General features: G+C 71.8%; 21 protein-coding genes. 2 read left to right on the forward strand and 19 right to left on the reverse strand.

The window, feature by feature from the left end:
• Positions 1 to 54: 54 nt before the first annotated feature.
• From EBO35_RS11130 to EBO35_RS11150, 5 genes are all read right to left on the reverse strand, one after another.
• Positions 55 to 1794 carry an ABC transporter substrate-binding protein gene (locus tag EBO35_RS11130; RefSeq protein WP_122817770.1) on the reverse strand — a complete coding sequence of 580 codons (1740 nt, stop codon included), beginning with the start codon at positions 1792 to 1794 and terminating at the stop codon, positions 55 to 57.
• Between the two features lie 66 nt (positions 1795 to 1860).
• Entirely contained in the window at positions 1861 to 2847 is a 987-nt protein-coding gene (locus EBO35_RS11135; RefSeq protein WP_164477922.1) for an ABC transporter permease, read from the reverse strand.
• A gap of 184 nt (positions 2848 to 3031) precedes the next feature.
• Positions 3032 to 4825 (reverse strand): aspartate--tRNA ligase, encoded by a 1794-nt coding sequence (aspS, locus tag EBO35_RS11140; RefSeq protein ID WP_122817772.1) that lies wholly within the window; start codon positions 4823 to 4825, stop codon positions 3032 to 3034.
• On the reverse strand, positions 4822 to 6111 hold the full coding sequence (gene hisS / locus EBO35_RS11145; RefSeq protein WP_122817773.1) for a histidine--tRNA ligase: 1290 nt from the start codon (positions 6109 to 6111) through the stop codon (positions 4822 to 4824). The genes aspS and hisS overlap by 4 nt, the downstream gene beginning before the upstream one ends.
• Complete coding sequence (locus EBO35_RS11150; protein WP_122817774.1) at positions 6104 to 6802, reverse strand: MBL fold metallo-hydrolase; 699 nt, start codon at positions 6800 to 6802, stop codon at positions 6104 to 6106. Before EBO35_RS11150 ends, hisS begins: the two co-directional genes overlap by 8 nt.
• Positions 6803 to 6913: 111 nt before the next feature.
• On the opposite strand from EBO35_RS11150, the gene EBO35_RS11155 reads away from it, so the two are divergent.
• Complete coding sequence (locus EBO35_RS11155; protein ID WP_164477923.1) at positions 6914 to 8203, forward strand: DUF349 domain-containing protein; 1290 nt, start codon at positions 6914 to 6916, stop codon at positions 8201 to 8203.
• Between the two features lie 232 nt (positions 8204 to 8435).
• Here the strand turns inward: EBO35_RS11155 and EBO35_RS11160 are convergent, their stop codons facing one another.
• The 12 genes from EBO35_RS11160 to EBO35_RS11215 form a co-directional block, all read right to left on the reverse strand.
• A complete protein-coding gene (locus EBO35_RS11160; RefSeq protein ID WP_122819661.1) occupies positions 8436 to 10667 on the reverse strand; it encodes a RelA/SpoT family protein in 2232 nt (743 codons plus the stop codon).
• Positions 10668 to 10771: 104 nt separating this feature from the next.
• Entirely contained in the window at positions 10772 to 11335 is a 564-nt protein-coding gene (locus EBO35_RS11165) for an adenine phosphoribosyltransferase (RefSeq protein ID WP_122817776.1), read from the reverse strand.
• Entirely contained in the window at positions 11332 to 12588 is a 1257-nt protein-coding gene (secF, locus tag EBO35_RS11170; protein WP_122817777.1) for a protein translocase subunit SecF, read from the reverse strand. Before secF ends, EBO35_RS11165 begins: the two co-directional genes overlap by 4 nt.
• Positions 12588 to 14315 (reverse strand): protein translocase subunit SecD, encoded by a 1728-nt coding sequence (gene secD / locus EBO35_RS11175; RefSeq protein WP_122817778.1) that lies wholly within the window; start codon positions 14313 to 14315, stop codon positions 12588 to 12590. Before secD ends, secF begins: the two co-directional genes overlap by 1 nt.
• Before the next feature lie 2 nt (positions 14316 to 14317).
• On the reverse strand, positions 14318 to 14608 hold the full coding sequence (gene yajC, locus EBO35_RS11180) for a preprotein translocase subunit YajC (protein WP_241153660.1): 291 nt from the start codon (positions 14606 to 14608) through the stop codon (positions 14318 to 14320).
• A gap of 201 nt (positions 14609 to 14809) precedes the next feature.
• Positions 14810 to 15898: a Holliday junction branch migration DNA helicase RuvB gene (gene ruvB / locus EBO35_RS11185; RefSeq protein ID WP_122817779.1), complete on the reverse strand. Its 1089-nt coding sequence runs from the start codon at positions 15896 to 15898 to the stop codon at positions 14810 to 14812.
• A 4-nt stretch (positions 15899 to 15902) separates the two neighbouring features.
• Positions 15903 to 16499, reverse strand: coding sequence for a Holliday junction branch migration protein RuvA (gene ruvA / locus EBO35_RS11190; protein WP_122817780.1), 597 nt, complete (start codon positions 16497 to 16499; stop codon positions 15903 to 15905).
• A complete protein-coding gene (gene ruvC, locus EBO35_RS11195) occupies positions 16496 to 17020 on the reverse strand; it encodes a crossover junction endodeoxyribonuclease RuvC (protein WP_122817781.1) in 525 nt (174 codons plus the stop codon). The genes ruvA and ruvC overlap by 4 nt, the downstream gene beginning before the upstream one ends.
• Positions 17021 to 17263: 243 nt before the next feature.
• The gene (locus tag EBO35_RS11200) at positions 17264 to 18031 is read right to left on the reverse strand and encodes a YebC/PmpR family DNA-binding transcriptional regulator (RefSeq protein WP_122817782.1); all 768 of its coding nucleotides are present in this window, start codon (positions 18029 to 18031) and stop codon (positions 17264 to 17266) included.
• Between the two features lie 129 nt (positions 18032 to 18160).
• The gene (locus EBO35_RS11205; protein ID WP_206422539.1) at positions 18161 to 19303 is read right to left on the reverse strand and encodes a metallophosphoesterase; all 1143 of its coding nucleotides are present in this window, start codon (positions 19301 to 19303) and stop codon (positions 18161 to 18163) included.
• A gap of 94 nt (positions 19304 to 19397) precedes the next feature.
• Positions 19398 to 20024 carry a phosphatidylinositol phosphate synthase gene (gene pgsA / locus EBO35_RS11210; RefSeq protein WP_122817783.1) on the reverse strand — a complete coding sequence of 209 codons (627 nt, stop codon included), beginning with the start codon at positions 20022 to 20024 and terminating at the stop codon, positions 19398 to 19400.
• A gap of 12 nt (positions 20025 to 20036) precedes the next feature.
• The gene (locus EBO35_RS11215; protein ID WP_122817784.1) at positions 20037 to 20852 is read right to left on the reverse strand and encodes an inositol monophosphatase family protein; all 816 of its coding nucleotides are present in this window, start codon (positions 20850 to 20852) and stop codon (positions 20037 to 20039) included.
• 109 nt (positions 20853 to 20961) lie between these two features.
• On the opposite strand from EBO35_RS11215, the gene EBO35_RS19475 reads away from it, so the two are divergent.
• On the forward strand, positions 20962 to 21099 hold the full coding sequence (locus tag EBO35_RS19475; RefSeq protein WP_164477924.1) for a hypothetical protein: 138 nt from the start codon (positions 20962 to 20964) through the stop codon (positions 21097 to 21099).
• Positions 21100 to 21152: 53 nt separating this feature from the next.
• On the opposite strand, the gene EBO35_RS11220 is transcribed toward EBO35_RS19475, so the two are convergent.
• Together EBO35_RS11220 and EBO35_RS11225 are read right to left on the reverse strand one after the other, a co-directional pair.
• Positions 21153 to 21701: an HIT family protein gene (locus tag EBO35_RS11220; protein ID WP_122817785.1), complete on the reverse strand. Its 549-nt coding sequence runs from the start codon at positions 21699 to 21701 to the stop codon at positions 21153 to 21155.
• A gap of 32 nt (positions 21702 to 21733) precedes the next feature.
• Entirely contained in the window at positions 21734 to 22702 is a 969-nt protein-coding gene (locus tag EBO35_RS11225; protein ID WP_122817786.1) for a glycoside hydrolase family 25 domain-containing protein, read from the reverse strand.
• Position 22703: the final 1 nt, after the last annotated feature.

Genomic DNA, 22703 nt, shown 5'->3' on the forward strand with positions numbered 1-22703 from the left:
GCCGGGCGAGCCCGGCCCCCATCCTGCCTGCGGTTCAGTGCAGGAACAACGTCGTCACTGGATGACGAAGAGGTCCTTGTAGTTGATCGCGCTCATCGCGGCGTCGCCGGAGAAGCCACCGATCTTGGCGCCCGCACCGAACAGGTCGTTGCGGTAGGCCAGCGGGATCAGCGGAAAGTACTCGGTCGCGATCGTCTCGTCGAGCTCACCCCACGCGGCGGGCTGCTCCTCGATGGGCAGCGTCGCGATCTCCTTGATCCGGTCGTCGACCGACTCCTCGGAGAAGTACGAGGTGTTGTACGGCTGACCGGTCAGCACCAGCGGCGGGATCATCGTCGAGGCCGAGGGCCAGTCCGAGCACCAGTTGGAGTTGCGCAGGTTCAGCTTCTTGTTGATCGGGCTGTCCTGGTCGTCGTAGAGGGCGTAGTAGTCCTCCTGGAACGGGATCATCTCGACCGTGAAGCCGGCGGCCTCGTAGCCCTTCTTCTCCTGCTCCGCGGCGGCCTTGAGCTCGGCGGCCGAGTCGTCGTAGATCATCGTGAGCTTGTAGCCCTCGGCGCCGGCCTCCTTGAGCAGCTCGCGGGCCTTGTCGGGCTGGTAGCTGATCGTGTCGCCGTACTCGTTACGACCCGACATGCCGGGGGGCATGATCGTGCTGGCCGGGATCCGGGTGACGCTCGGAACCTCACCCTGGGCGAGCATGATGTTGTCGAAGTCGTAGGCGAGCGCGATCGCCTTGCGGATGTTGATGTCGGTGATCTTGGTGTAGTCAGGGTTCTTGTAGCTCACGCACTGACCGGTCTGCTGGACGAAGTTGTCGCCGAGCGCCTGCTCGAGCGCGGCCACGTTGGTCGCACCGAGGTTGTTGGAGATCGTGGTCGCCGACGATGCGTTGTCGCTCAGCAGGATCTGGTCGGCCTTCTCCTGGTCCTGGTCGAACTTGAAGGTGAAGGTGTCGGCGTACTGGTGGCGGGCCGGGTCGGTCGCCGGGTCCCACTCGGGGTTCTTCACCAGGGTCAGCGACTCGTTGACGCGGAACTCCTGGATCTTGTACGGGCCGGTCGAGAGCGGCTTGCGGCCGTACGCCGGGAACTCGGAGTTCTCCAGCGGGACCGGGCCGATCGCCATGAAGGCGCCCCAGAAGTCCATGTCCGGGAACGGGACCTTCATCTTGATGGTGATGTCCTGGCCGGACACGGTGATGCCGGGGCAGTCACCGTCCTGCGGGCCGGCGTAGCCCTCGCCGCAGTCGATGTTCTCGACCGAGTAGACCTGGCCGGGGCCCGAGGTGAAGGTCTCGGTGTCGAAGGTCCGCTCGATGCCGTACTTGATCTCCTCCGCGGTGACCGGGGCGCCGGTCTCCCACTTCACACCGTCCTTGAGGGTGAAGGTCCACTCCGTGAAGTCCTCGTTCGGGGTGCCGAGGTCGGTGGCGAGGTCCGGGACCAGCTCCATCTCGCCGTCCGCGTTGCGGCGGTACTGCGTCAGGGAGCGCTGCGAGAGCGCCTGCTGGATCGAGTTGCCGAGCACCGACCAGCCGTTGGCCGGGTCGAGGTCCTCCGGACCGGGGTCCGAGGGGATGAGGACGGTGATGTCCCCACCGGTGGTGGCGCCCTTGACCTCGGGGGCCGGGCCCTGGGCGTCGGCGACCTTCTCGAAGCCGGAGCCGGCCTCCTGGAACTCCCGGGTGTTGGTGTTGCCGCCTGAGTCGTCGTCGCTGCTGCCACCGCAAGCGGCGAGCGTCGAGACCAGAGCAACACAAGCAACCGCTGCCAGCGACTTGGTTCGCTTCATCGTGTTGTGCCTTTCCTCTTCATGACGTGCCACGAACCCGAAGCCCGCGACCACAGTTGGGTCCCGTCAGCGACGGGTCTTGGGGTCCACCGCATCCCGGATGGCGTCCCCGAGCAGGTTGAGCGCCACAACCAGCACCACGATGCCGAGCAGCGGCTGCCACAGGTAGAGCGGGTACAGCTCGAAGTACTGCACCGCCAGGTTGATCGTCTGGCCCCAGGACTCGCCCTGGGTGATGCCGACGCCGAGGAAGGCCAGCGCGGCCTCCGCGGCGATGAAGGCCGGCAGCATCAGCGAGATCGCGACCACGATCGGGGCCACCAGGTTGGGCAGCAGCTCCTTGAACATGATCCGCCCGACCGGCATGCCGATCACCTGGGCGGACTGGATGAACTCACGCTCCCGCAGCGAGAGGACCTCGCCACGGACCAGCCGGGCCATCGACATCCAGCCGAAGCCGGCCAGCACGATCACCAGCGACAGGATCTGCATGTCGCCGTAGATGTCGGGCCGCAGCGCGAAGCGCTCGTTGAGGATCGGCGCCACGATCAGGCCGATCAGCACGTAGGGCAGGGTCAGGAAGACGTCGATGAGGAACGAGATGACCTTGTCCACGATGCCGCCGACGAAGCCGGCCAGCAGGCCCAGCACGATGCCGAGCACCGCGGCGACCACCGTGGAGATCGTGGCGATCATCAGCGAGGTCCGGCAGCCGTAGAGCCACACCGCCAGGTTGTCCTCGGCCGTCTTCGGCGCGACGCCGAACGGGTGGTCCGGGTCGAAGCCACCGTTCGGCGGCCCCTCGAACGGCATCCCGCCGGCGAGGTAGTTCAGCTGCTGGGCCGGGTTGCCCGGCCCGGTGTCGACACCGATCGCCTTGGCGATCACGCCGGCGAAGATCGCGATCAGCACGTATACGAACACGATCGCGAGGCAGAACATCGCGACCTTGTCGTGACGCAGGCGGTTGGCTGCGATGCGCAGTGGCGACTGGCTCTTGACGGGTCCGCGGCCCTGGTTCTCCTCCGGGACCTCGGTGGCCTCATCGCTCAAATGCCCGAGCGTCTCGGCGGAAACCGGCGGCAGCGACATGCTCTCCCCATCTGATGTACGGGCCCGAAACAAGCGGCCACGCCTCGGCGCGCCGCCCGCGACCTTACGTCAGTCCGGCCCGGGCGGCGATCACTCGTGAGTAACAATCTGATCTCGGACCCCCGTGCGGGGTCCGTCCTGTGAACTAGGCCTCGGCCGGGACGTCCTTCGCCGCGACGGCGTCGACCCCGGCCTCCTTGCGCTGCTGGGGCGTGATCGGCGCAGGGGCGGCGGTGAGCGGGTCGTAGCCGCCACCGGATTTCGGGAACGCGATCACGTCGCGGATCGACTCCGCCCCGGCCAGGATCGCGGCGATCCGGTCCATGCCGATCGCGATGCCGCCGTGCGGCGGGGCGCCGTACTTGAGCGCGTCGAGCAGGAATCCGAACTTCTCCTGGGCCTCCTCCTCGGAGATGCCCATGACCGCGAAGACCCGCTTCTGGACGTCCTCGCGGTGGATCCGGATCGAGCCGCCGCCGAGCTCGCTGCCGTTGCAGACGATGTCGTAGGCGTAGGCGAGCGCGGAGCCGGGCTCGCTGTCGAAGGAGTCCAGGAACTCGGGCTTGGGGCTGGTGAACGCGTGGTGGACGGCCGTCCAGGACCCCGCGCCGACCGCCACGTCGCCGCTGGCGACTGCCTCGGAGCTCGGCTCGAACAGCGGCGCGTCCACGACCCAGGTGAACGCGAACGCGCTCTCGTCGATCAGGCCGCCGCGACGGCCGATCTCCAGGCGAGCGGCACCCAGGAGGGCGCGGCTGGACTTGGTGGCGCCGGCTCCGAAGAAGATGCAGTCCCCCGGCTGGGCGCCGACGTGCGCGGCCAGACCGGCCTTCTCCTCGTCGGTGATGTTCTTGGCGACCGGACCGGTCAGCGAGCCGTCCTCCTGGACCAGCACGTAGGCCAGCCCCTTGGCGCCGCGCTGCTTGGCCCACTCCTGCCAGGCGTCCAGCTGCTTGCGCGGCTGGCTGGCACCACCGGGCATCACGACCGCGCCGACGTACTCGGCCTGGAAGACCCGGAACGGGGTGTTCTTGAAGTAGTCGGTGCACTCGACGAGCTCCAGGCCCATCCGCAGGTCGGGCTTGTCGGAGCCGAACCGCGCCATCGCCTCGGCGTAGGTCATCCGCGGGATCGGGCGCGGGATCTCCACGTCGATGAGGCGCCACATCGCCGCGAGGACCTCCTCCATCAGCTCGATGACGTCCTCCTGCTCGACGAAGCTCATCTCGATGTCGAGCTGGGTGAACTCCGGCTGCCGGTCGGCGCGGAAGTCCTCGTCGCGGTAGCAGCGGGCGATCTGGTAGTAGCGCTCCATGCCGGCCACCATCAGCAGCTGCTTGAACAGCTGCGGGCTCTGCGGCAGGGCGTACCAGCTGCCCGGGTGCAGCCGGGCGGGCACCAGGAAGTCGCGGGCGCCCTCGGGAGTGGAGCGGGTGAGGGTGGGCGTCTCGATCTCGACGAAGTCGTGGCGGTCGAGGACGTCGCGCGCGGCCTTGTTCATCTTGCTGCGCAGGCGCAGGGCGTGGTTGGGGCCGCTGCGGCGCAGGTCGAGGTAGCGGTACTTCAGGCGCACCTCCTCGCCCACGTCGCCGCCCTTGGTGGACGCGGCGTCGTCGATCGGGAAGGGCAGCGGCGCGGCGGCGCTGAGCACCTCGAGGTCGCTGGTGATGACCTCGATCTCGCCGGTGGGCAGGCTCGGGTTCGCGTTGCCCTCGGGGCGCAGGCTCACCTCGCCGGTGACCTTGATGCAGTACTCGCTGCGCAGCGCGCCGGCGACCTCCTCGTCGCGCACGACGACCTGGACCACGCCGCTGGCCTCGCGCAGGTCGAGGAAGGCCACGCCGCCGTGATCGCGCCGGCGGGCCACCCACCCGGTGAGGGTGACGGTCTGGCCGACGTGCTCGGCGCGCAGGGCGCCGGCGTCATGGGTGCGGATCACGAGAGGGTCTCCTTGGTGGGAACGTGCTGGGTGGTGAGCTGAGTCAGGTGCTGAACGAGGTCGTCGAGCGGGACGGCCTGCTGGTCACCGGTGGCCATCGACTTGACCTGGGCGACGCCGGCCTCCAGGTCGCGCTCCCCCAGGACGACGACGTACGGCGCCCCGGAGCGGTCGGCGGCCTTCATCGCGCCCTTGAGGCCGCGCTCGCCGAAGACCTGGTCGGTGCGCAGCCCGGCGGCCCGGAGCCGGGCGACCAGCAGCGGGGTCTGCGCGCGCCCGGCGCCGAGCGGCACGACGTACACGTCGAGCGGGGTGGCGGGGCCGACCTGCAGGCCCTCGGCCTGGCAGGCCAGGTAGGTGCGGTCCAGGCCGAGGCCGAAGCCGATGCCGGAGAGCTCCTGGCCACCGAGGTCGGCCATCAGGCCGTCGTAGCGGCCGCCGCCCCCGATGCCGGACTGCGCGCCGAGGCCGTCGTGGACGAACTCGAACGTGGTGCGGGTGTAGTAGTCCAGGCCGCGCACCATCCGCGGGTTCACGACGTACGCCGTGCCGTGCGCGTCCAGCAGCCGCCGGACGGCGGCGAAGTGCTCGGCGCAGTCGCCGCAGAGGTGGTCGAGCATCAGCGGCGCGTCGGACAGCTGGGCGACGACCTCGGGGCGCTTGTCGTCCAGGACCCGCAGCGGGTTGATCCGGGCGCGCTCCCGGGTCGCGTCGTCGAGGTCGAGCCCGTCGAGGAACGCGACCAGCGCCTCGCGGTACGGCGGCCGGCACTCGCGGCAGCCCAGCGAGGTCAGCTCGAGGCGGTAGCCGGTCAGCCCCAGGGAGCGGTACCCCTGGTCGGCGAGCGTGACCACCTCGGCGTCCAGCGCCGGGTCGTCGGAGCCGATCGCCTCGACGCCGAACTGCTGGAGCTGGCGGTAGCGGCCGTGCTGGGGCCGCTCGGCACGGAAGAACGGGCCGGCGTACCAGACCTTGACCGGCAGCGGCCCACGGTCCAGCGAGTGCTCGATGACGCTGCGCATCACGCCGGCGGTGCCCTCCGGACGCAGCGTGAGCGAGCGGTCGCCGCGGTCGGTGAAGGTGTACATCTCCTTGGAGACCACGTCGGTGGACTCGCCGACGCCGCGCACGTAGAGCGCGGTGTCCTCGAAGATCGGCAGCTCGACGTAGCCGTAGCCGGCCAGCACCGCGGGCCGCGCCAGCGCGTCCTTGACGGCGAGCCAGGCGCCGGACTCGGGCGGGAGGTACTCGGGCACGCCCTTGGGGGCGGCCAGCTTCTCAGACATCGGCGTCCTGCAGGTCGAGGAGGAAGGGGTTGGTGGCGCGCTCGCGCCCGATCGAGGTCTGCTCGCCGTGGCCGGGCAGCACCACCACGTCGTCGGGCAGGGTGAGCACCTTGCTGGCCAGGCTGCGCAGGATCGTCGGATGGTCCCCGCCGGGCAGGTCGGTGCGCCCGATCGAGCCGGCGAAGAGCAGGTCGCCGGAGAACATGACCTCGGAGATCTCGGGCTGCCCTGCCGCCTCGCCGTACGGCGTGCGGAACGTGACCGACCCCCGGGTGTGCCCGGGGGTGTGGTCCACGACGAAGCGCAGCCCGGCCAGCTCCAGGTCCTGGCCGTCGGCCAGCTCCTGGACGTCGTCCGGCTCGGCGAAGGTGTGGTTGCCGCCGAGCAGCATCGCGGTGGTCTCCGGCGACATGCCGGCCATCGGGTCGGCGAGCAGGTGCCGGTCCTCGGGATGGATCCACGCGGTCGCGTCGTAGCTGCCGGCGACCGGGGCCACGCACCACATGTGGTCGACGTGGCCGTGGGTGACCAGCACCGCGACCGGCTTGAGCCGGTGCTCGCGGACCAGCTCGGCGACGCCGTCGGCGGCGTCCTTGCCGGGATCGATGACCACGCACTCCGACCCAGGACCGGTGGCGGCGACGTAGCAGTTCGTGCCCCACGGACCCGCGGGGAAGCCGGCGATCAACACCCGGTCACACTACCGAGCGACCGGCCCGCCCGCCGCACCGGCCGCACGGCCGCGTCCCGCCGCGGCGCACTGCGGGGCAGCCGTGCACGCCGGACGCCTGCGGTGACTACCATGGGCGCCTGCGCGCGTGTGTGCCAGCCATCGGAACGCCAGCATCGAAGAGGAAACCCAGTGACGAGCCATGAGTGGGGCCGCGTCGACGACGACGGCACCGTCTACGTCAGGACCGCCGACGGCGAGCGGTCGGTCGGGCAGTACCCCGAGGGCACGCCGGAGGAGGCCCTGGCCTTCTTCACCGAGCGGTACGCCGCGCTCGCGTTCGAGGTCGAGCTGCTGGAGAAGCGGGTCCAGTCGGGCGTGCTCTCCCCCGAGGAGGCCACCGAGTCGGTGAAGAAGGTGCGGGCCCAGGTCACCGACGCGAACGCTGTGGGCGACCTCGCCGCGCTCGCCGGCCGGCTCGACGCGCTCGGCCCCGTGATCGCCGCGCACCGCGAGACCCGCCGCGCCGAGAAGGCCCAGAAGACCGCCGAGGCGAAGACCGCCAAGGAGAAGCTGGTCGCCGAGGCCGAGAAGATCGCCGAGGGCTCCGACTGGCGCAACGGCGCCAACCGGCTGCGCGAGCTGCTCGACAAGTGGAAGGCGCTCCCCCGCATCGACCGCGGCTCCGACGACTCGCTGTGGCGGCGCTTCTCCACCGCGCGCACGGCGTACACGCGGCGACGCAAGGCGCACTTCGCCGAGCAGAACGAGAAGCGCGACTCCGCCCGGGTCGTCAAGGAGCGGCTGGTCAAGGAGGCCGAGGCGGTGTCCGACTCCACCGACTGGGGTCTCACCGCCGGCCGCTACCGCGACCTGATGCGGGACTGGAAGGCCGCAGGCCCGGCCCCCAAGGACGTCGACGACGCGCTGTGGAAGCGGTTCCGCGCCGCCCAGGACGCGTTCTTCGGCGCGCGCGACGCCGCCAACGCGGCCCAGGACCAGGAGTTCGCCGCGAACGCCGAGGTCAAGGAGCAGCTGCTGGTCGAGGCGGAGGCACTGGTGCCGGTCCGCGACCTCGACGCCGCCAAGCGCACCTTCCGCGATATCGCCGACCGCTGGGACGCCGCCGGCAAGGTCCCCCGCGACCGGATGAAGGAGCTCGAGGGCCGCATCCGCGCCGTCGAGCAGGCGATCCGGGGCGTCGAGGACGAGCAGTGGCGCCGCACCGACCCGGAGAAGTCCGCCCGGGCCTCGGACATGGTCAGCAAGCTCGAGGCAGCCATCGACAAGGTCCGCGCCGACCTCGGGAAGGCCCGTGCCGCCGGCGAGGAGAAGAAGGTCCGCGACCTGGAGGAGAACCTCGCCTCCCGCGAGCAGTTCCTCGAGGCCGCCCGCCAGGCCTCGGCCGACTACTCGGGCTGACCCGCCGGGTCGGTCGGGCCTGGCCCGGCCGGCGTCGGCTCCCGGTCAGCGTCGGCTCCCGGTCAGCGGTGAGCTGGCCACCGAAATCCACGCGGAAACGGTGGCAGGCTCACCGCCGGTCCCGGGCGGCCGGATCAGCGGTGACCTAGCCACCGAATCGTGTCCTGAAACGGTGGCAGGCTCACCGCTGGTCCCGGGCAGCCGCCCGCAGCCGCCTCCGGCAGGGCGCTGCCTACTGCGTGACCCGGTAGGCGTCGAAGACGCCGGGCACGGTCCGGACCGCCTTGAGCACGGTGTCGAGGTGCTTGGCCTCGGCCATCTCGAAGGTGAAGCGGGTCTTCGCCACCCGGTCGCGGGTCGTGGAGAGGTTGGCGCTGAGGATGTTCACGTGCTCGTCGGAGAGCACCATCGTGATGTCGGAGAGCAGCCGGGCGCGGTCCAGCGCCTCGACCTGGATGTTGACCAGGAAGCTCGAGGCGCCGGTGGGCGCCCACTCGACCTCGAGCAGTTTCTCGGGCTGGCTCAGCAGCGCGGCGGCGTTGGTGCAGTCGCGCCGGTGCACCGAGACCCCGCCGCCCTTGGTGACGAAGCCGAGGATGTCGTCGGGCGGAACCGGCGTGCAGCACTTGGCCAGCTTGGCCCACACGTCGCTGGCGCCCTTGACGATGACGCCGCCGTCGCCGTCCGCGCGCACCTTCGAGTGGCTGCGGCGACCGGTGATCGTCACGGCCTCGGCGAGGTCCTCCTGGGCGCTCTCGCTGCCGCCGTGCTCCTCGATGACGCGGCGTACGACGGCCTGCGCGGACAGGTTGTTCTCACCGACCGCTGCATACAGCGCGGAGACGTCGGCGATGTTGAAGTGCCGGGCCGCCAGCGTCAGCGACTCGTGGGACATCAGCCGCTTGAGCGGCAGCCCCTCCTTGCGCATCAGCTTGGCGATCTGCTCCTTGCCGCGCTCGATGGCCTCCTCGCGGCGCTCCTTGGTGAACCACTGCCGGATCTTCGAACGCGCGCGGGGGGACTTCACGAACGTCAGCCAGTCCCGCGAGGGGCCGGCGTTCGCGGACTTGGAGGTGAAGACCTCGACCACGTCGCCGTTGTCCAGTGTCGACTCCAGCGGCACCAGCCGCCCGTTGACCCGGGCACCGATGGTGTGGTGGCCGACCTCGGTGTGCACGGCGTAGGCGAAGTCCACCGGGGTGGCGCCGGCGGGCAGCGCGATGACGTCGCCGCGCGGGGTGAAGACGTAGGTCTGCGCACGGTTCATCTCGAAGCGCAGCGACTCCAGGAACTCCCCCGGGTCCTCGACCTCGCTCTGCCAGTCCACGAGCTGGCGGACCCAGGTCATGTCGTCCATGTCGCCGCGCCGGTCGGTGTCGACACCCGAGCGGGTGTCCTCCTTGTACTTCCAGTGCGCGGCGACGCCGTACTCGGCGCGGCGGTGCATCGCGAAGGTCCGGATCTGCAGCTCCACCGGCTTGCCCTGCGGGCCGATCACCGTGGTGTGCAGCGACTGGTACATGTTGAACTTCGGCATCGCGACGTAGTCCTTGAACCGGCCCAGGACCGGGTTCCAGCGCGAGTGGAGCACGCCGAGGACGCTGTAGCAGTCGCGGTCGTCGTCGACCAGGATCCGGATCCCGACCAGGTCGTAGATGTCGGAGAAGTCGCGGCCGCCGACGATCATCTTCTGGTAGATCGAGTAGTAGTGCTTGGGCCGCCCGGTGACCTTGGCCTTGATCTTGGCCTCGCGCAGGTCGCTCTGCACCCGGTCGATGACCTCGGCGAGGAACTGGTCGCGCGAGGGCGCCCGCTCGGCGACCATCCGCACGATCTCGTCGTAGATCTTGGGGTGCAGGGTGGCGAACGCCAGGTCCTCCAGCTCCCACTTCAGCGTGTTCATGCCGAGCCGGTGGGCCAGCGGGGCGTAGATGTCGAGGGTCTCGCGGGCCTTGCGCTCCTGCGTCTCCTGCTTGACGTAGCGCAGCGTCCGCATGTTGTGCAGCCGGTCGGCGAGTTTGATGACCAGCACCCGGATGTCGCGCGACATCGCCACGATCATCTTGCGGATCGTCTCGGCCTCGGCGGTCTCGCCGTAGCGGACCTTGTCGAGCTTGGTGACGCCGTCGACGAGCCGGGCGACCTCCTCGCCGAACTCCTCCTTCACCTGCTCCAGCGTGTACGGCGTGTCCTCGACCGTGTCGTGGAGCAGCGAGGCGACCAGCGTCGGCTCGGTCATGCCGAGCTCGGCGAGGATCGTGGTGACCGCGAGCGGATGGGTGATGTAGGGATCACCGCTCTTGCGCATCTGGGTGCCGTGCAGCCGCTCGGCAGTGAGGTACGCGCGCTCCAGCAGCGCCAGATCGGCCTTCGGGTGGTTGGTCCGCACCGCGCGGAACAACGGCTCCAGGACCGGGTTCGCGCTCTGGTGACGGTTGCCCATCCGGGCCAGCCGGGTCCGCATGCTGCGGGCCGTGGGCGCGCCCTCGGAGCGCTCGGGCACTCGCTCCCGGGGCGTCGCGTCGGCGCGGTTCTCGCTCACTCCACCAGTCTAGGCGTCGGCCGCGGTCAGACCGTCAGGACGGTGCTGACGGGCAGCTCACCGAGCCCGGCGCGCCCGCCGAGAGCGCCCAGCTCCAGCAGCACGCTCACCGCGACGACGACGCCGCCGCTGCGCTCGACCAGGTCCCGGGTGGCGCGCATCGTGCCGCCGGTGGCCAGCACGTCGTCGACGAGCAGCACCCGGTCACCGGGGGCGATCGCGTCGACGTGGATCTCCAGGGTGGCGGCGCCGTACTCGAGGTCGTAGGAGACCGCGTGGGTGGGCCGCGGCAGCTTGCCGGCCTTGCGGACCGGCACGAAGCCGGTGCCGAGGGCGAGCGCCGCCGGCGCGGCCAGGATGAACCCGCGGGCCTCCATGCCGAGCACCTTGTCGACGACGACCCGGCCCTGCTCGTCCCGGCCGGCAGCGGCGACGGCCTCGACCACCGTCGTCAGACCGGTGTGGTCGGCCAGGACCGGCGTGATGTCCTTGAAGACGACACCCGGCTCGGGGAAGTCCGGCACGTCGATGACGAGCCGCTCGAGGACCTCGCGCGCCGCGGCGACCTGGGTCGCCGGGGCCGCGCTCACTTCCGGCCCCGCTTGGAGCGCGGCTGCCGGGTCGGCTGGGTGCGTCCCGCCGCGTTGCGCTCGGAGAGCGATCCCTTCGCCGGCGGGGCGACCCGGCCGCGACCGGTCGCCTCCTCCGCCCGCGGCGGGGCGGTGACCCGGCCCACCGGGGCCGGGCGCTCGCCGTCGGGCTCCTCGAGGTCATCGAGCTCGTCGCTGTCGCCGGGCTCGTCGGCGACGGGCATGTCCTCGGTGAACGCCGGCACGTTGGCGTACGGGTCCACGCTGGCGCGCTTGGCACGGGCCTTGGCCCGGCGGTCCTCGAACTGCACGCCCGCCTCGCGGCCCTTGAGCTGCACCAGGATCCGTGGCGCGAGCAGCACCGAGGAGTAGATGCCGACGGCCATGCCGACGAACTGGGAGAGCGCGAGGTCCTGCAGGGACCCGCCGCCGAGCTGGACCACGCTGACCCAGAGGATCGCGCCGATCGGGATCAGCGCGACGATGCCGGTGTTGATCGAGCGGACCAGCGTCTGGTTGACCGCGAGGTTGGCCGCGTCGGCGTACGTCTGTCCGGGCTTGCGCAGCTCGTGGGTGTTCTCCCGGACCTTGTCGAAGACCACGACCGTGTCGTAGAGCGAGAAGCCGAGCACCGCGAGCAGACCGGTGACCGCCGACGGGGTGACCGGGAAGCCGGAGAGGGCGTAGATGCCGACGGTGATGACGATGTCGTGGAAGAGCGCGACCATCGCCGCGATCGACATCTTCCACTCGCGGAAGTAGATCCAGATGAAGATCATCACCAGGACCAGGAACACAGCGACGCCGAGCAGCGCGCGCTCGGCGACCTCCTCGCCCCAGCTGGCGCCGATCTCGTCGGTCGAGATGTCGCCGGTGGGTTCGACGGTCTCAGAGATCACGTCCAGGATCTCGTTGGTGCGCTCCTGGTCCAGCTCGCCGACCTGGATCGAGACGGACTCGCTGCCGGCGGTGGTGACGACCGGGGACTCGGCGCCCTCGACCTCCGCCTCGGCGATCGCCTCGCGCAGCTCGTCGGCGGTGTCCTGGGTGACGTCGCTGCTCGCGAGCGGCACTTTGTACTGGGTGCCGCCGGTGAACTCGATGCCGAAGTTCAGGCCCTTGCCGAAGATCGAGACCAGGGCGAGCGCCACCAGCAGCAGGCTGATGGCGTACCAGAGGCGTCGGTGCCCGACGAAGTCGATCGAGCGCTGACCGTTGTAGAGCGCGTTGCCGTACCGCGATGCCTTGCCCATCAGGCCTTGCCTCCTGCCGGAACGGCGTCGATGCCGAGGGTCTCCGGGCTGAGCCCGGAGAGCTTGCCGCCGCCGTTGAAGAACTTGAACTGGGCCAGCCAGGACACGAACGGCTTGGTGAACCAGAACAGCACCGCGAGGTCGATCAGCGTCGAGAGGCCCAGGGCGAACCCAAAGCCCTTCACCGCGCCGGTGGCGAAGATGTAGAGGATCGCCGCGGAGAGCAGCGAGACCGTGTTGGCGGCCAGGCGGGTGACCTTGGCGCGCTTCCACCCGGTCTCCACCGCGACCCGCATCGAGCGGCCCTCGCGCATCTCGTCACGGATGCGTTCGAAGAACAGGATGAAGGAGTCGGCGGTGACACCCACCGCGATGATCAGCCCGGCGATACCGGGCAGGGTGAGCGTGAAGCCCGCGGTCTTGGCGAGCAGCAGCACCAGCGCGTAGGTGATCGCCGCGGCGACCGCCAGCGAGGCCAGCACCACGATGCCGAGGCCGCGGTAGTAGAGCAGGCAGTAGAGCATCACCAGGCCGAGGCCGAGGGCGCCCGCCCACAGGCCTGCGGTGAGCTGGTTGCCGGCGAGCGAGGGGCCGATGTTCTCGGTGGTGGCGTCGTCCTCGAACGTGATCGGCAGCGCGCCGAACTTCAGGCTGGTGGCGAGGCTGTTGGCGGTCTCCTCGGTGAAGTTGCCGCTGATCTGCGCCTCGCCGTTCGGGATCACGCCCTGCATGGTGGGCGCGGAGATGACCTGGCCGTCGAGCACGATCGCGAACTGGTTCTCGGTGCCGACCAGCGCGCGGGAGATCTCCTCGAAGACGTCCTCGCCCTTGCCGCCGATGTCCAGGTTGACGACCCAGTTGACGTCGCCCTGCGGGATGCCGGCGGAGGCCGACTTCAGGTCGGTGCCCTCGATCGCGGCGGCGGAGAGGAGGTACTTCTGGCTGGTGCCGGTCTCCGGGTCGAACTCACAGGTGACCAGCGGCTTGTCGGGGTCGTCGACCACGACCGCGGCGGAGCCGTCGGTCGGGCACTCGAACTCGTTGAACGCCTGGACCGAGGCCTGGTCCGGGTTGTTCTGGAAGGCGAGCAGCGCGTCCAGGTCGGTGGACTGGTCCGGGCCGGCCGGGGCGGGCGTGCCCTCGGCGGTCTCGGTCGGGATCGGGTCGGCGGTGGAGTCCGCGCCACTCTCGGGGGTGGCCGCGTCCGAGGGGGCCGGCGTGGCCGGGGTCTCGTCGGCGAAGCCGACGCGGGGCCGGTTCGCGGTGCCCGAGGGCGCCGGCTGCTCCTGGGGAGCCTCCGGCAGCACGCTCTCGGACGGCGCCCCGGGGACCGGGCCGCCGGTGCCGGGCGCGGGGCCGCAGCGGCCGTCGGCCTCGGTGCAGGCGACCAGCCGGAACCGCATCTGCGCCTGGCGCTTCACCGTGTCGACGAGGTCGCGGGCGTTCTCGCCGGGGATCTCGACGACGATGAACTCGCCGCTCTGCGTGGTGACGTCCGCCTCCGCGACACCGGAGCCGTTGACGCGCTGGTCGATGATCTTGCGCGCCTCCTCGAGGCTCTCGTCGCTGGCGTCGCCCTGGGCCTTCAGGGTGATCCGGGTGCCGCCCTGGAGGTCGAGGCCGAGCTGCGGCTTCCACTCCCCGGCCAGCGCGGTCAGCCCGTAGAGCAGCACGACGCCGGCGAGGAACACCAGCAGCATGCGCCCGGGACCGGTCTTGCGAGCCATGCTCAGGCCTCCTCGGGCTCGGCGGAGACGACCTCGGGCCGGACGATCGTGCCGATCGCACCCCGGGCCACCTTGAGGACGACACCGTCGGCCACGCGGACCCGCACGTGGTCGTCCTCGATGTCCTCGACGGTGGCGAAGATGCCCGACGTGAGCATCACCTCGTCACCGACGGACAACGAGGACTGCATCCGGGAGAGTTCCTTCTGTCGCCGACTGGCCGGCCGGATGATCAGGAGCCAGAACAGCGCCGCGATCGCGACGATGGGCAGGAAGGAGGCGAGCTCCGCCAAGACAAGACCTCTCGAACGAGTTGATGGCCCCCGCGCCACGAGCGGCAGGCAGGACGACCGACGGGCAAGCATAACGGTGCCACGGTCCCGCCGAGGCATTCCGGACGTGCTCGGGATCACTGTCGCCGACCGCTGCACGCGGTGGAGTGTCCGCCCAGAGTACGCCGCGCGCCCCCGCGCCGGGAGCCTCCGCGCCGGGACTCAGTCCCCGAACAACAGCCCGTCCCCCGCGGCCGGGGTCAACGGGGCCGCAGCCGGGGCGGCGAGCCCGAGGTGCTCCCAGGCCGCCGGCGTGGCGACCCGGCCCCGGGGGGTCCGGGCCAGGAAGCCCAGCCGCACCAGGAACGGCTCGGCCACCTCCTCGACGGTCTCGCGCTCCTCCCCCACGGCCACGGCGAGCGTCGAGACGCCGACCGGTCCCCCACCGAAGCGGCGGCACAGCACGTCGATCACGGCGCGGTCGAGCCGGTCCAGCCCGAGCGCGTCGACCTCGTAGAGGTCCAGCGCAGCCTCGGCGACCGGCAGCGTGACGACGCCCTCGGCGCGCACCTGGGCGAAGTCGCGGACCCGGCGCAGCAGCCGGTTCGCGATCCGCGGCGTACCGCGCGAGCGCGACGCGATCTCGGCCGAGCCCTCGGGCGTCAGCTCCACGCCGAGCAGGCCGGCGGAGCGGTGCACGATCCGGTCCAGCTCGTGCGGCTCGTAGAATTCCAGGTGGGCGGTGAAGCCGAACCGGTCGCGCAGCGGGCCGGGCAGCAGCCCGGCGCGGGTGGTGGCGCCGACCAGCGTGAACGGCGGGATCTCCAGCGGGATCGCGGTGGCGCCGGGGCCCTTGCCGATGACGACGTCGACCCGGAAGTCCTCCATCGCCATGTAGAGCATCTCCTCGGCCGGGCGGGACATCCGGTGGATCTCGTCGACGAAGAGGACGTCGCCCTCATTCATCCCCGACAAGATCGCGGCCAGGTCGCCGGCGTGGGTGATGGCGGGGCCGCTGGTGAGCCGCAGCGGGGTGGACATCTCGGCGGCGATGATCATCGCCAGCGTGGTCTTGCCGAGTCCGGGGGGCCCGGAGAGCAGCACGTGGTCGGGGGCGCGGCCGCGGCGCCGGGCCGCCTCGAGGACCAGGCCGAGCTGGTCGCGGACCCGGGTCTGCCCGACCACCTCCTCCAGGCTGCGCGGGCGCAGCGCGGCCTCGACGGCGCGCTCGTCGCCGTCCGCGTCGGCGGCGGTCAGCGAGCGCAGGTGGCTCGTCTCGACCTCGTCGAGCTCGTCCTCGTGGAAGGGCATCGGCTCAGGCCTTGCTCAGGGTGCGCAGGGCCGCGCGCAGCAGGGCGGCGACGTCCGGGGTGGCCCCGGCGTCCGGGGCGACCGCCTCGACGGCCGCGTCGGCGTCCTTGGCCGACCAGCCCAGGCCGACCAGGCCCTGGTGCACCTGATCGCGCCACGGCTCGGCCGGCACGGGCTGCGCGGCGACCCGGCCGCCGACGGGGGCACCGAGCCGGTCCTTGAGCTCGAGGATGATCCGTTGGGCGCCCTTCTGGCCGATGCCGGGAACCCGGGTCAGGGTCTTGACGTCGTCGGCGGCGACCGCGCGGCGCAGGTCGTCGGGAGCGAGCACCGCGAGCACCGCCTGGGCGAGCTTGGGGCCGACGCCCGAGGCGGTCTGCACCAGCTCGAAGACAGTCTTCTCGTCCTCGTCGGCGAAGCCGAACAGCGTGAGCGAGTCCTCGCGCACCACCATGCTGGTGGGCAGCGTCGCCTGGTGGCCCGGCCGCAGCGTGGCCAGGGTGCCGGGCGTGCACAGCAGCTCCAGCCCGACACCTCCGACGTCGACGACGGTGCTGGACAGGGTCACCGCGGCGACCTCGCCGCGCACGTAGGCGATCATCTGCTCCTCCTGCCGGCGGCTGCGACCGCCGCCTCGATCCGGGACTGGGCGCCGCCGCGCCAGATGTGGGTGATGGCCAGCGCCAGCGCGTCGGCGGCGTCGGCCGGCTTCGGCATCGCGTCCAGCCGCAGGATCCGGGTCACCATCGCGCCCACCTGCGCCTTGTCGGCCCGGCCGTTGCCGGAGACGGCCGCCTTGACCTCGCTGGGGGTGTGCAGGGCGACCGGCAGCCCGCGCCGGGCGGCGCAGACCATCACGACGCCGCTGGCCTGGGCGGTGCCCATGATCGTGCTGACGTCGGAGCGGGCGAAGACCCGCTCCACCGCCACCGAGTCCGGGGCGTACTCGTCGAGCCAGGCGTCCACGCCCTTCTCGATGGTCACCAGTCGCTCCGGCACCGGCAGCTGCGCAGAGGTCCGCAGCACGTTGACGTCGATCAGCGTCAGCGGGCGGCCGACGTCGCCGTCGACCACGCCCATCCCGCAGCGGGTCAGGCCGGGGTCGATCCCGAGCACGCGCACGTCGTCGCCTTCCGTGGTCCGAACAGGTGTTCGGAGACCACGCTAGCCCGCGCCGGACGGCGTACGGCGCAGGACACGCGGGGGCGGGCTGTGACCGCGCCCGCCCAGTCCGCCGGCCCGGCTTGTAACGCGACGTTCGCTCCACTAGGCGCCCGCTGCAGCAGGCGCCTAGTGAGGCGAACGTCGCGTTACAAGAGACGGGACGCCCGCGGGACGCCCGGGGGCTGCGGGCGGCCCGCAGGGTCAGGCGTCCTCGAGCTCGGCCATGACCTCGTCGGGGACGTCGAAGTTCGCGAAGATGTTCTGCACGTCGTCGAGGTCCTCGAGCACGTCGACGAGCCGGAACACCTTGGCCGCGGAGTCCGCGTCGAGCGCAACGGTGCTGTCGGGCACGAAGTTGGCGTCGGCGGAGTCGTAGTCGATGCCCGCCGCCTGCAGGGCGGTGCGGACCGCGACCAGGTCGGAGGACTCCGAGATCACCTCGAAGGCCTCCCCCAGGTCGTTGACCGCGTCGGCGCCGGCCTCGAGCGTGGCCTCCAGAACGTCGTCCTCGGTGACGGTGCGGCCCTCCTGCTCGGCCGGGACCACGACGACGCCCTTGCGGTGGAAGAGGAACGAGACCGAGCCCGGGTCGGCGAGCGAGCCGCCGTTGCGGGTCATCGCGGTGCGGACCTCCATCGCGGCGCGGTTCTTGTTGTCGGTCAGGCACTCGATGAGCATCGCGACGCCACCGGGGCCGTAGCCCTCGTACATGATCGTGGAGTACTCGGCGCCGCCGGTCTCCGCGCCCGAGCCGCGCTTGACCGCGCGGTCGATGTTGTCGTTGGGGACCGAGGACTTCTTCGCCTTCTGGATGGCGTCGTAGAGCGTCGGGTTGCCGCCGGGGTCACCGCCGCCCATCCGGGCCGCGACCTCGATGTTCTTGATCAGCTTGGCGAACATCTTGCCGCGCTTGGCGTCGATGACCGCCTTCTTGTGCTTGGTGGTCGCCCATTTGGAGTGCCCGGACATGAGTCCCTCTTCTGTCGCTGTGCCGATGCGGTGGTGCTGGCCGGTGGTGCTGGTCCCGTGGGTCGCGCGGTGCTGCCTGCGTCGGCGGCCGATCCTACTCGTGGTCGGCGACACGCCGGTGCGGGCCGGTCATGGGTCACGGTCCAGGGTCACGACCACGACCTCGGGCGGGGACCCGACCCGGACCGGCGTGCCGGAGGTGCCGATGCCGCGACCGGTGACCACCTGCACGCCGTCGACCACGTCGAGGCCGGCCACGGTCGGCTGCTCGGCGCGCACCAGCAGCTCGGTGGGCCACAGCTGACCGCCGTGGGTGTGGCCGGAGAGCTGGAGGTCGACGACGGCGGGGTCGTCGACGTCCTCGAGCTGGCGGGGCTGGTGCACCAGCAGCAGGCAGTACGCCTCGGGAGTGACCCCCGCCAGCGCCGCGTCCGGGTCCGGCTCCCCGTCCCCGGTGCCGGTGCGGTCGTGCACCCCGGCCAGCACCAACGGGTCGCCGTCGCGCTCGAGGACCACCTGCTGGTTGCGCAGCACCTGGATGCCGAGCCGCTCGTAGTCGGCGAGGTACGCCGCGGCGTCGCCGGTCTCGAACTCGTGGTTGCCGGTGACCGCGAACACCCCCAGCGGCGGGTCCAGGTCTGCCAGCGGCGCCAGCGTCTCGCGGGTGTACTTCTCCCGGCCGTCGACCAGGTCGCCGCCGAGCAGCACCAGGTCGGGATCCTGCTCGTCGACCAGGTCGACGACGCGCCGGGTCCACTCCTCGCCGTGGACGGGCCCGACGTGCAGGTCGGTGATCAGCGCGATCCGGGCGCCGTCCCAGCCGGGGGGCACCTCGGGGTCGACGACCTCGATGTCGGTGACCTGCGGACGGGTCGCCGCCGCCGCGCCGTACGCCGTGAGCCCGAGGGCGGCGACGAGGACCACCGCCGTGCCGACCCGCAGCAGTCGTGCCTGCGCAGCGGGACGCCTGGCCAGGCGCAGCACCAGCCCGGCCAGGCCGAGGACGGCCAGGCCGAGCGTGAGGTACCAGGCCACCGCGAGCCAGGCCAGGCCCAGCCAGACCAGCGACCGGACCGGGGCCGGGTCCAGGTAGCGGTAGACGACGTTCGCGGCGCCGTAGCCGACCGCACCGACGACGACGAACGCCAGCGCGGCCCACCGGGCGCGACGCCCGTAGCCCGGCGCGACGGCCAGGCGGCGATAGAGCCAGGCCAGCCAGCCGAGCAGCACCCCGAGCGCGAGCCACGCCAGTACGACGCGCGCCGGCGTCACCAGCCGAGCCCGGCCGGGTCGTGCGCGACCCGGTCGCTCCCGGGCGGGTTCGCTGCCATGGGCCGATCGTAGGGGGGACTCCCCCGGCGACCGCCTACGCGGCGGGGCCGGCCGCGGCCTCGGCGAGCGCCTGCTTGCGCACCACCCAGACCCGTTGGCCGACGGTGACCGTGCTGGCGAGCGCCAGCGCCCACAGCGCGATGTAGAGCAGCACCGGGAGGTCGAAGATCGCGCTGAGCCCGGTCATCACGAGGATCGCGACGAGCCGGTCGGCCCGCTCAGCGATGCCGACCTTGACCGAGAAGCCGAGCGTCTCGCCACGGGATCGGGCGTAGGAGGTCACCGCGCCCATCAGCAGGCAGACCAGCGTGAGCACCAGGTAGAGCCGCGAGGGCTCGTCCCAGGCGAAGTAGAGCGCGAGGCCGATGAAGATGGCGCCGTCGGCGATCCGGTCCAGCGTGGAGTCCCAGAACGCCCCGAACTTGCTGACCCGGCCGGTGGTGCGGGCCATGTAGCCGTCGATGAGATCGCTGAAGACGAAGGCGGTGATGACCAGGGTGCCGGTCAGCAGCTTGCCCTGGGGGTAGAAGACCAGCGCACCCGCGCACACCCCGAGGGTCCCGACCAGCGTGACGGCGTCCGGGCTCACCCCGAGCCGGATCAGCAGGTTGGCGACGGGTCGGAGGACGGCGGTCCAGAAGGCGCGGAAGCGTTCGAGCATGGCGGGAGCAGGCTACCGGTCCCGAGGCTCGCCGCGGAGGGCGGCGCACACCTCGGCCACCGCGGTCGGGGCGCCGGCGACGTACCAGTCGACGCCGCCGGCCTCCACGTGCCGGGTCACGCCGCCCACTCCGCGGATGATCGCCGCGCCGGGCAGCTCGTCCCACGGCGCGACCGAGTGCCCGAAGAGCACGCCGACCCGGCCCGTCGCCACCGCCAGGGAGTCCATGCTCATCGAGCCCAGCACCCGCACCGTCGCCAGGCCGCCCACGGCGCGGCGCCAGGCGGCGCCGACCTCGGTGTCGTGGAGCGGCGGGTGCAGGTACGTCGCGGCGCAGGTCGAGGCCAGGGCGCGGTCGACCAGCGGCTCCAGCGGTACGCCGTCGCGCGTCGGGGTCAGCCCGGGCCCGCCGACGTACGTCGCGTCGGCGACCGGGTCGTGGACGGCGCCGAGCACCAGGTCCTCGCCGTCGCGCAGCGCGACCGCCGAGCACCACCAGGGCAGGCCGGAGACGAAGTTGTAGGTGCCGTCGACCGGGTCCACCAGCCAGGTCCGACCGCTGCTCCCGGCCACCGTGCCGTGCTCCTCGCCGAGGATCGCGTCGTCGGGACGCTCCGCACGCAGCCGGTCGCGGACCAGGTCCTCGGCGGCGTGGTCGGCGGCGGTGACGACGTCCGAGACCGACGTCTTGTGGCGGGTCTCCAGGCCCTCGGCGCGCATCCGGTGCGCGAGCCGGGCCGCTTCGGCCGCCAGCCGCGCGGCCAGCCGCGCGTCCTCGTCGTGCTCGTCGTGCTCGTCGGGGCGGGGGGCGGCGTCGCTCGGCGTCACGCCCCGAGGCTAGGCGATACCCCGCGGGCCCGAGACGGGCGGGGACCGGCCGCGACTAGGCGTACTGTCGACGGACGGAGCCATTCAGGCTTCCTCTCAGAGGATCCACATGAGCGACAAGTCGCCGCGTCAGGGAATGTCCAAGAAGTCCACGAAGTCGCTGAAGGAGAAGCGCGGCGACAAGCGGGACAAGGCAGCCGGCGCGATCGCCGCCGCGGCGGAGAAGCCGACCGGCAAGAAGCACTGAGCCGTCCCGGCTGGGGCTCGGGCCGGAGCCGGGCCGGGTCCGCGCCCCGCGCGTCAGCGCGGCCAGGCGTCGGCGAACAGCTGGCGGGTCTCGCCGAGCAGCTCGGGCAGGGTCTTGGTCCGGCCGATGATCGGCATGAAGTTCTGGTCGCCGGGCCAGCGCGGGACCACGTGCTGGTGCAGGTGCGCCGCGATGCCGGCGCCGGCGATGTGGCCCTGGTTCATGCCGATGTTGAAGCCGCCCGCGCCAGAGGTGGCCCGGATGACCCGCATCGCGGTGCGGGTCAGGTCGGCGATCTCCGCGGCCTCCTCGTCGGTGGTCTCGGTGTAGTCGGCGAGGTGGCGGTAGGGGCAGACCATCAGGTGCCCCGGCGCGTAGGGGTAGAGGTTCAGCACCGCGTAGGCCAGCTCGCCGCGGTGCACGACCAGACCGTCGGCGTCCGGGAGCTTCGGCACCCGGCAGAACGGGCACTCCCCGGACGAGGAGTCGGCGGGCTTGTTCTCGCCGCGGATGTAGGCCATCCGGTGCGGCGTCCAGAGCCGGTCCAGGGCGTCGGCCCGGCCGATCCCGTCCTGGTGCAGGGTCTCCTCGGGCTGGCTCATGGCAGGAATCCTAGGACCCGGCCGCCGCGGCCTCAGAACTGGTGGAACCAGCCGGCCAGGTCCTCGACGTCCGGGCAGGTGACGTTCTGGTCGCGCCGCCGCTCGACCCACTGGGCGAGCACCGCCTCGCCGCCCTGGATGCTCCACTCGTCGCCGCAGCGCTCCAGCGCCTCCTTTCGCGAGGTCTCGCCGGCCGCGCGCCACTCGGGAAGGCCGAGGCGCAGGTCGCCGACGACCGTGGACCACAGGTGCGGGGTCGAGTAGACGCCGATCCGTAGGCCCGCCTCGGACCAGCCACGGGCCGCGCCCCGGACCACGGCGGCGTTGGCCCGCAGGTCGCCGCTCCAGGCGTACGGCGCGGTGACCGGCTCCACGTCGATCCACAGGCTCGGCGAGGGCAGCCCCGCGGTCTCCATGACGCCGCGGCTGTAGCGGGCCTGCTGGTAGCCGGCGTTGCGCAGCGCCCCGAGCCGGGTGGACCCGTCGTAGGGCCCCTTCGCGCCGTACCGGCGCAGCTGCGCGGGCCGCGGATAGCTGACCACTGCGTACGCCGCGACGAGCAGGCCGCGTTCGCGCACCCACGCGACCTGGTCCGCGAGGCACGGGTTGGGGGTGAACCCGGGGCCGTTGGTGAGCCCGATGATCACGTACTCGGCGGCCGGGATCGGCATCGGCATGCCCTGGGTGGGCCGCAGCGGGATGCCCATCCCCACGGGGCACTGCGGCCAGCTGATGTCGGCCCCGAGCACGGCCTCGGAGATCACCGGAGGCTTGGTGGCCTGCTCCTCGGCGAGCGAGGCGAGCTCCGAGAGCTCGGAGCTGGGGAGGTCCTCGGCGCTGGGGTCGGTGCCCGGGTCGGCCGGCGCGGCGCCCGACGGGGTGGCGCTGGCGCTGCTGGACGGTGTGGAGTCGGTGGGGTCCGCCGTGCCGGCGCCGTCGCCCCCGCAGCCCGCCGCGAGGCAGACCAGGGACAGCAGCAGCGCCGGCAGCAGCGGCCGCACC

The sequence above is a fragment of the Nocardioides pantholopis genome (assembly GCF_003710085.1).
GTDB lineage: Bacteria > Actinomycetota > Actinomycetes > Propionibacteriales > Nocardioidaceae > Nocardioides > Nocardioides pantholopis.

Excerpts from the sequence above, each read along its gene's own strand:
- EBO35_RS11220 (WP_122817785.1), bottom strand. The coding sequence starts at position 21,701 with ATGAGCCAGCCCGAGGAGACCCTGCACCAGGACGGGATCGGCCGGGCC.
- secF (WP_122817777.1), bottom strand. The coding sequence starts at position 12,588 with ATGGGCAAGGCATCGCGGTACGGCAACGCGCTCTACAACGGTCAGCGC.
- EBO35_RS11130 (WP_122817770.1), bottom strand. The coding sequence starts at position 1,794 with ATGAAGCGAACCAAGTCGCTGGCAGCGGTTGCTTGTGTTGCTCTGGTC.
- secD (WP_122817778.1), bottom strand. The coding sequence starts at position 14,315 with ATGGCTCGCAAGACCGGTCCCGGGCGCATGCTGCTGGTGTTCCTCGCC.
- EBO35_RS11155 (WP_164477923.1), top strand. The coding sequence starts at position 6,914 with ATGGGCGCCTGCGCGCGTGTGTGCCAGCCATCGGAACGCCAGCATCGA.
- EBO35_RS19475 (WP_164477924.1), top strand. The coding sequence starts at position 20,962 with ATGAGCGACAAGTCGCCGCGTCAGGGAATGTCCAAGAAGTCCACGAAG.
- hisS (WP_122817773.1), bottom strand. The coding sequence starts at position 6,111 with ATGTCTGAGAAGCTGGCCGCCCCCAAGGGCGTGCCCGAGTACCTCCCG.
- ruvA (WP_122817780.1), bottom strand. The coding sequence starts at position 16,499 with ATGATCGCCTACGTGCGCGGCGAGGTCGCCGCGGTGACCCTGTCCAGC.
- EBO35_RS11160 (WP_122819661.1), bottom strand. The coding sequence starts at position 10,667 with ATGCGGACCCGGCTGGCCCGGATGGGCAACCGTCACCAGAGCGCGAAC.
- pgsA (WP_122817783.1), bottom strand. The coding sequence starts at position 20,024 with ATGCTCGAACGCTTCCGCGCCTTCTGGACCGCCGTCCTCCGACCCGTC.
- EBO35_RS11200 (WP_122817782.1), bottom strand. The coding sequence starts at position 18,031 with ATGTCCGGGCACTCCAAATGGGCGACCACCAAGCACAAGAAGGCGGTC.
- ruvB (WP_122817779.1), bottom strand. The coding sequence starts at position 15,898 with ATGCCCTTCCACGAGGACGAGCTCGACGAGGTCGAGACGAGCCACCTG.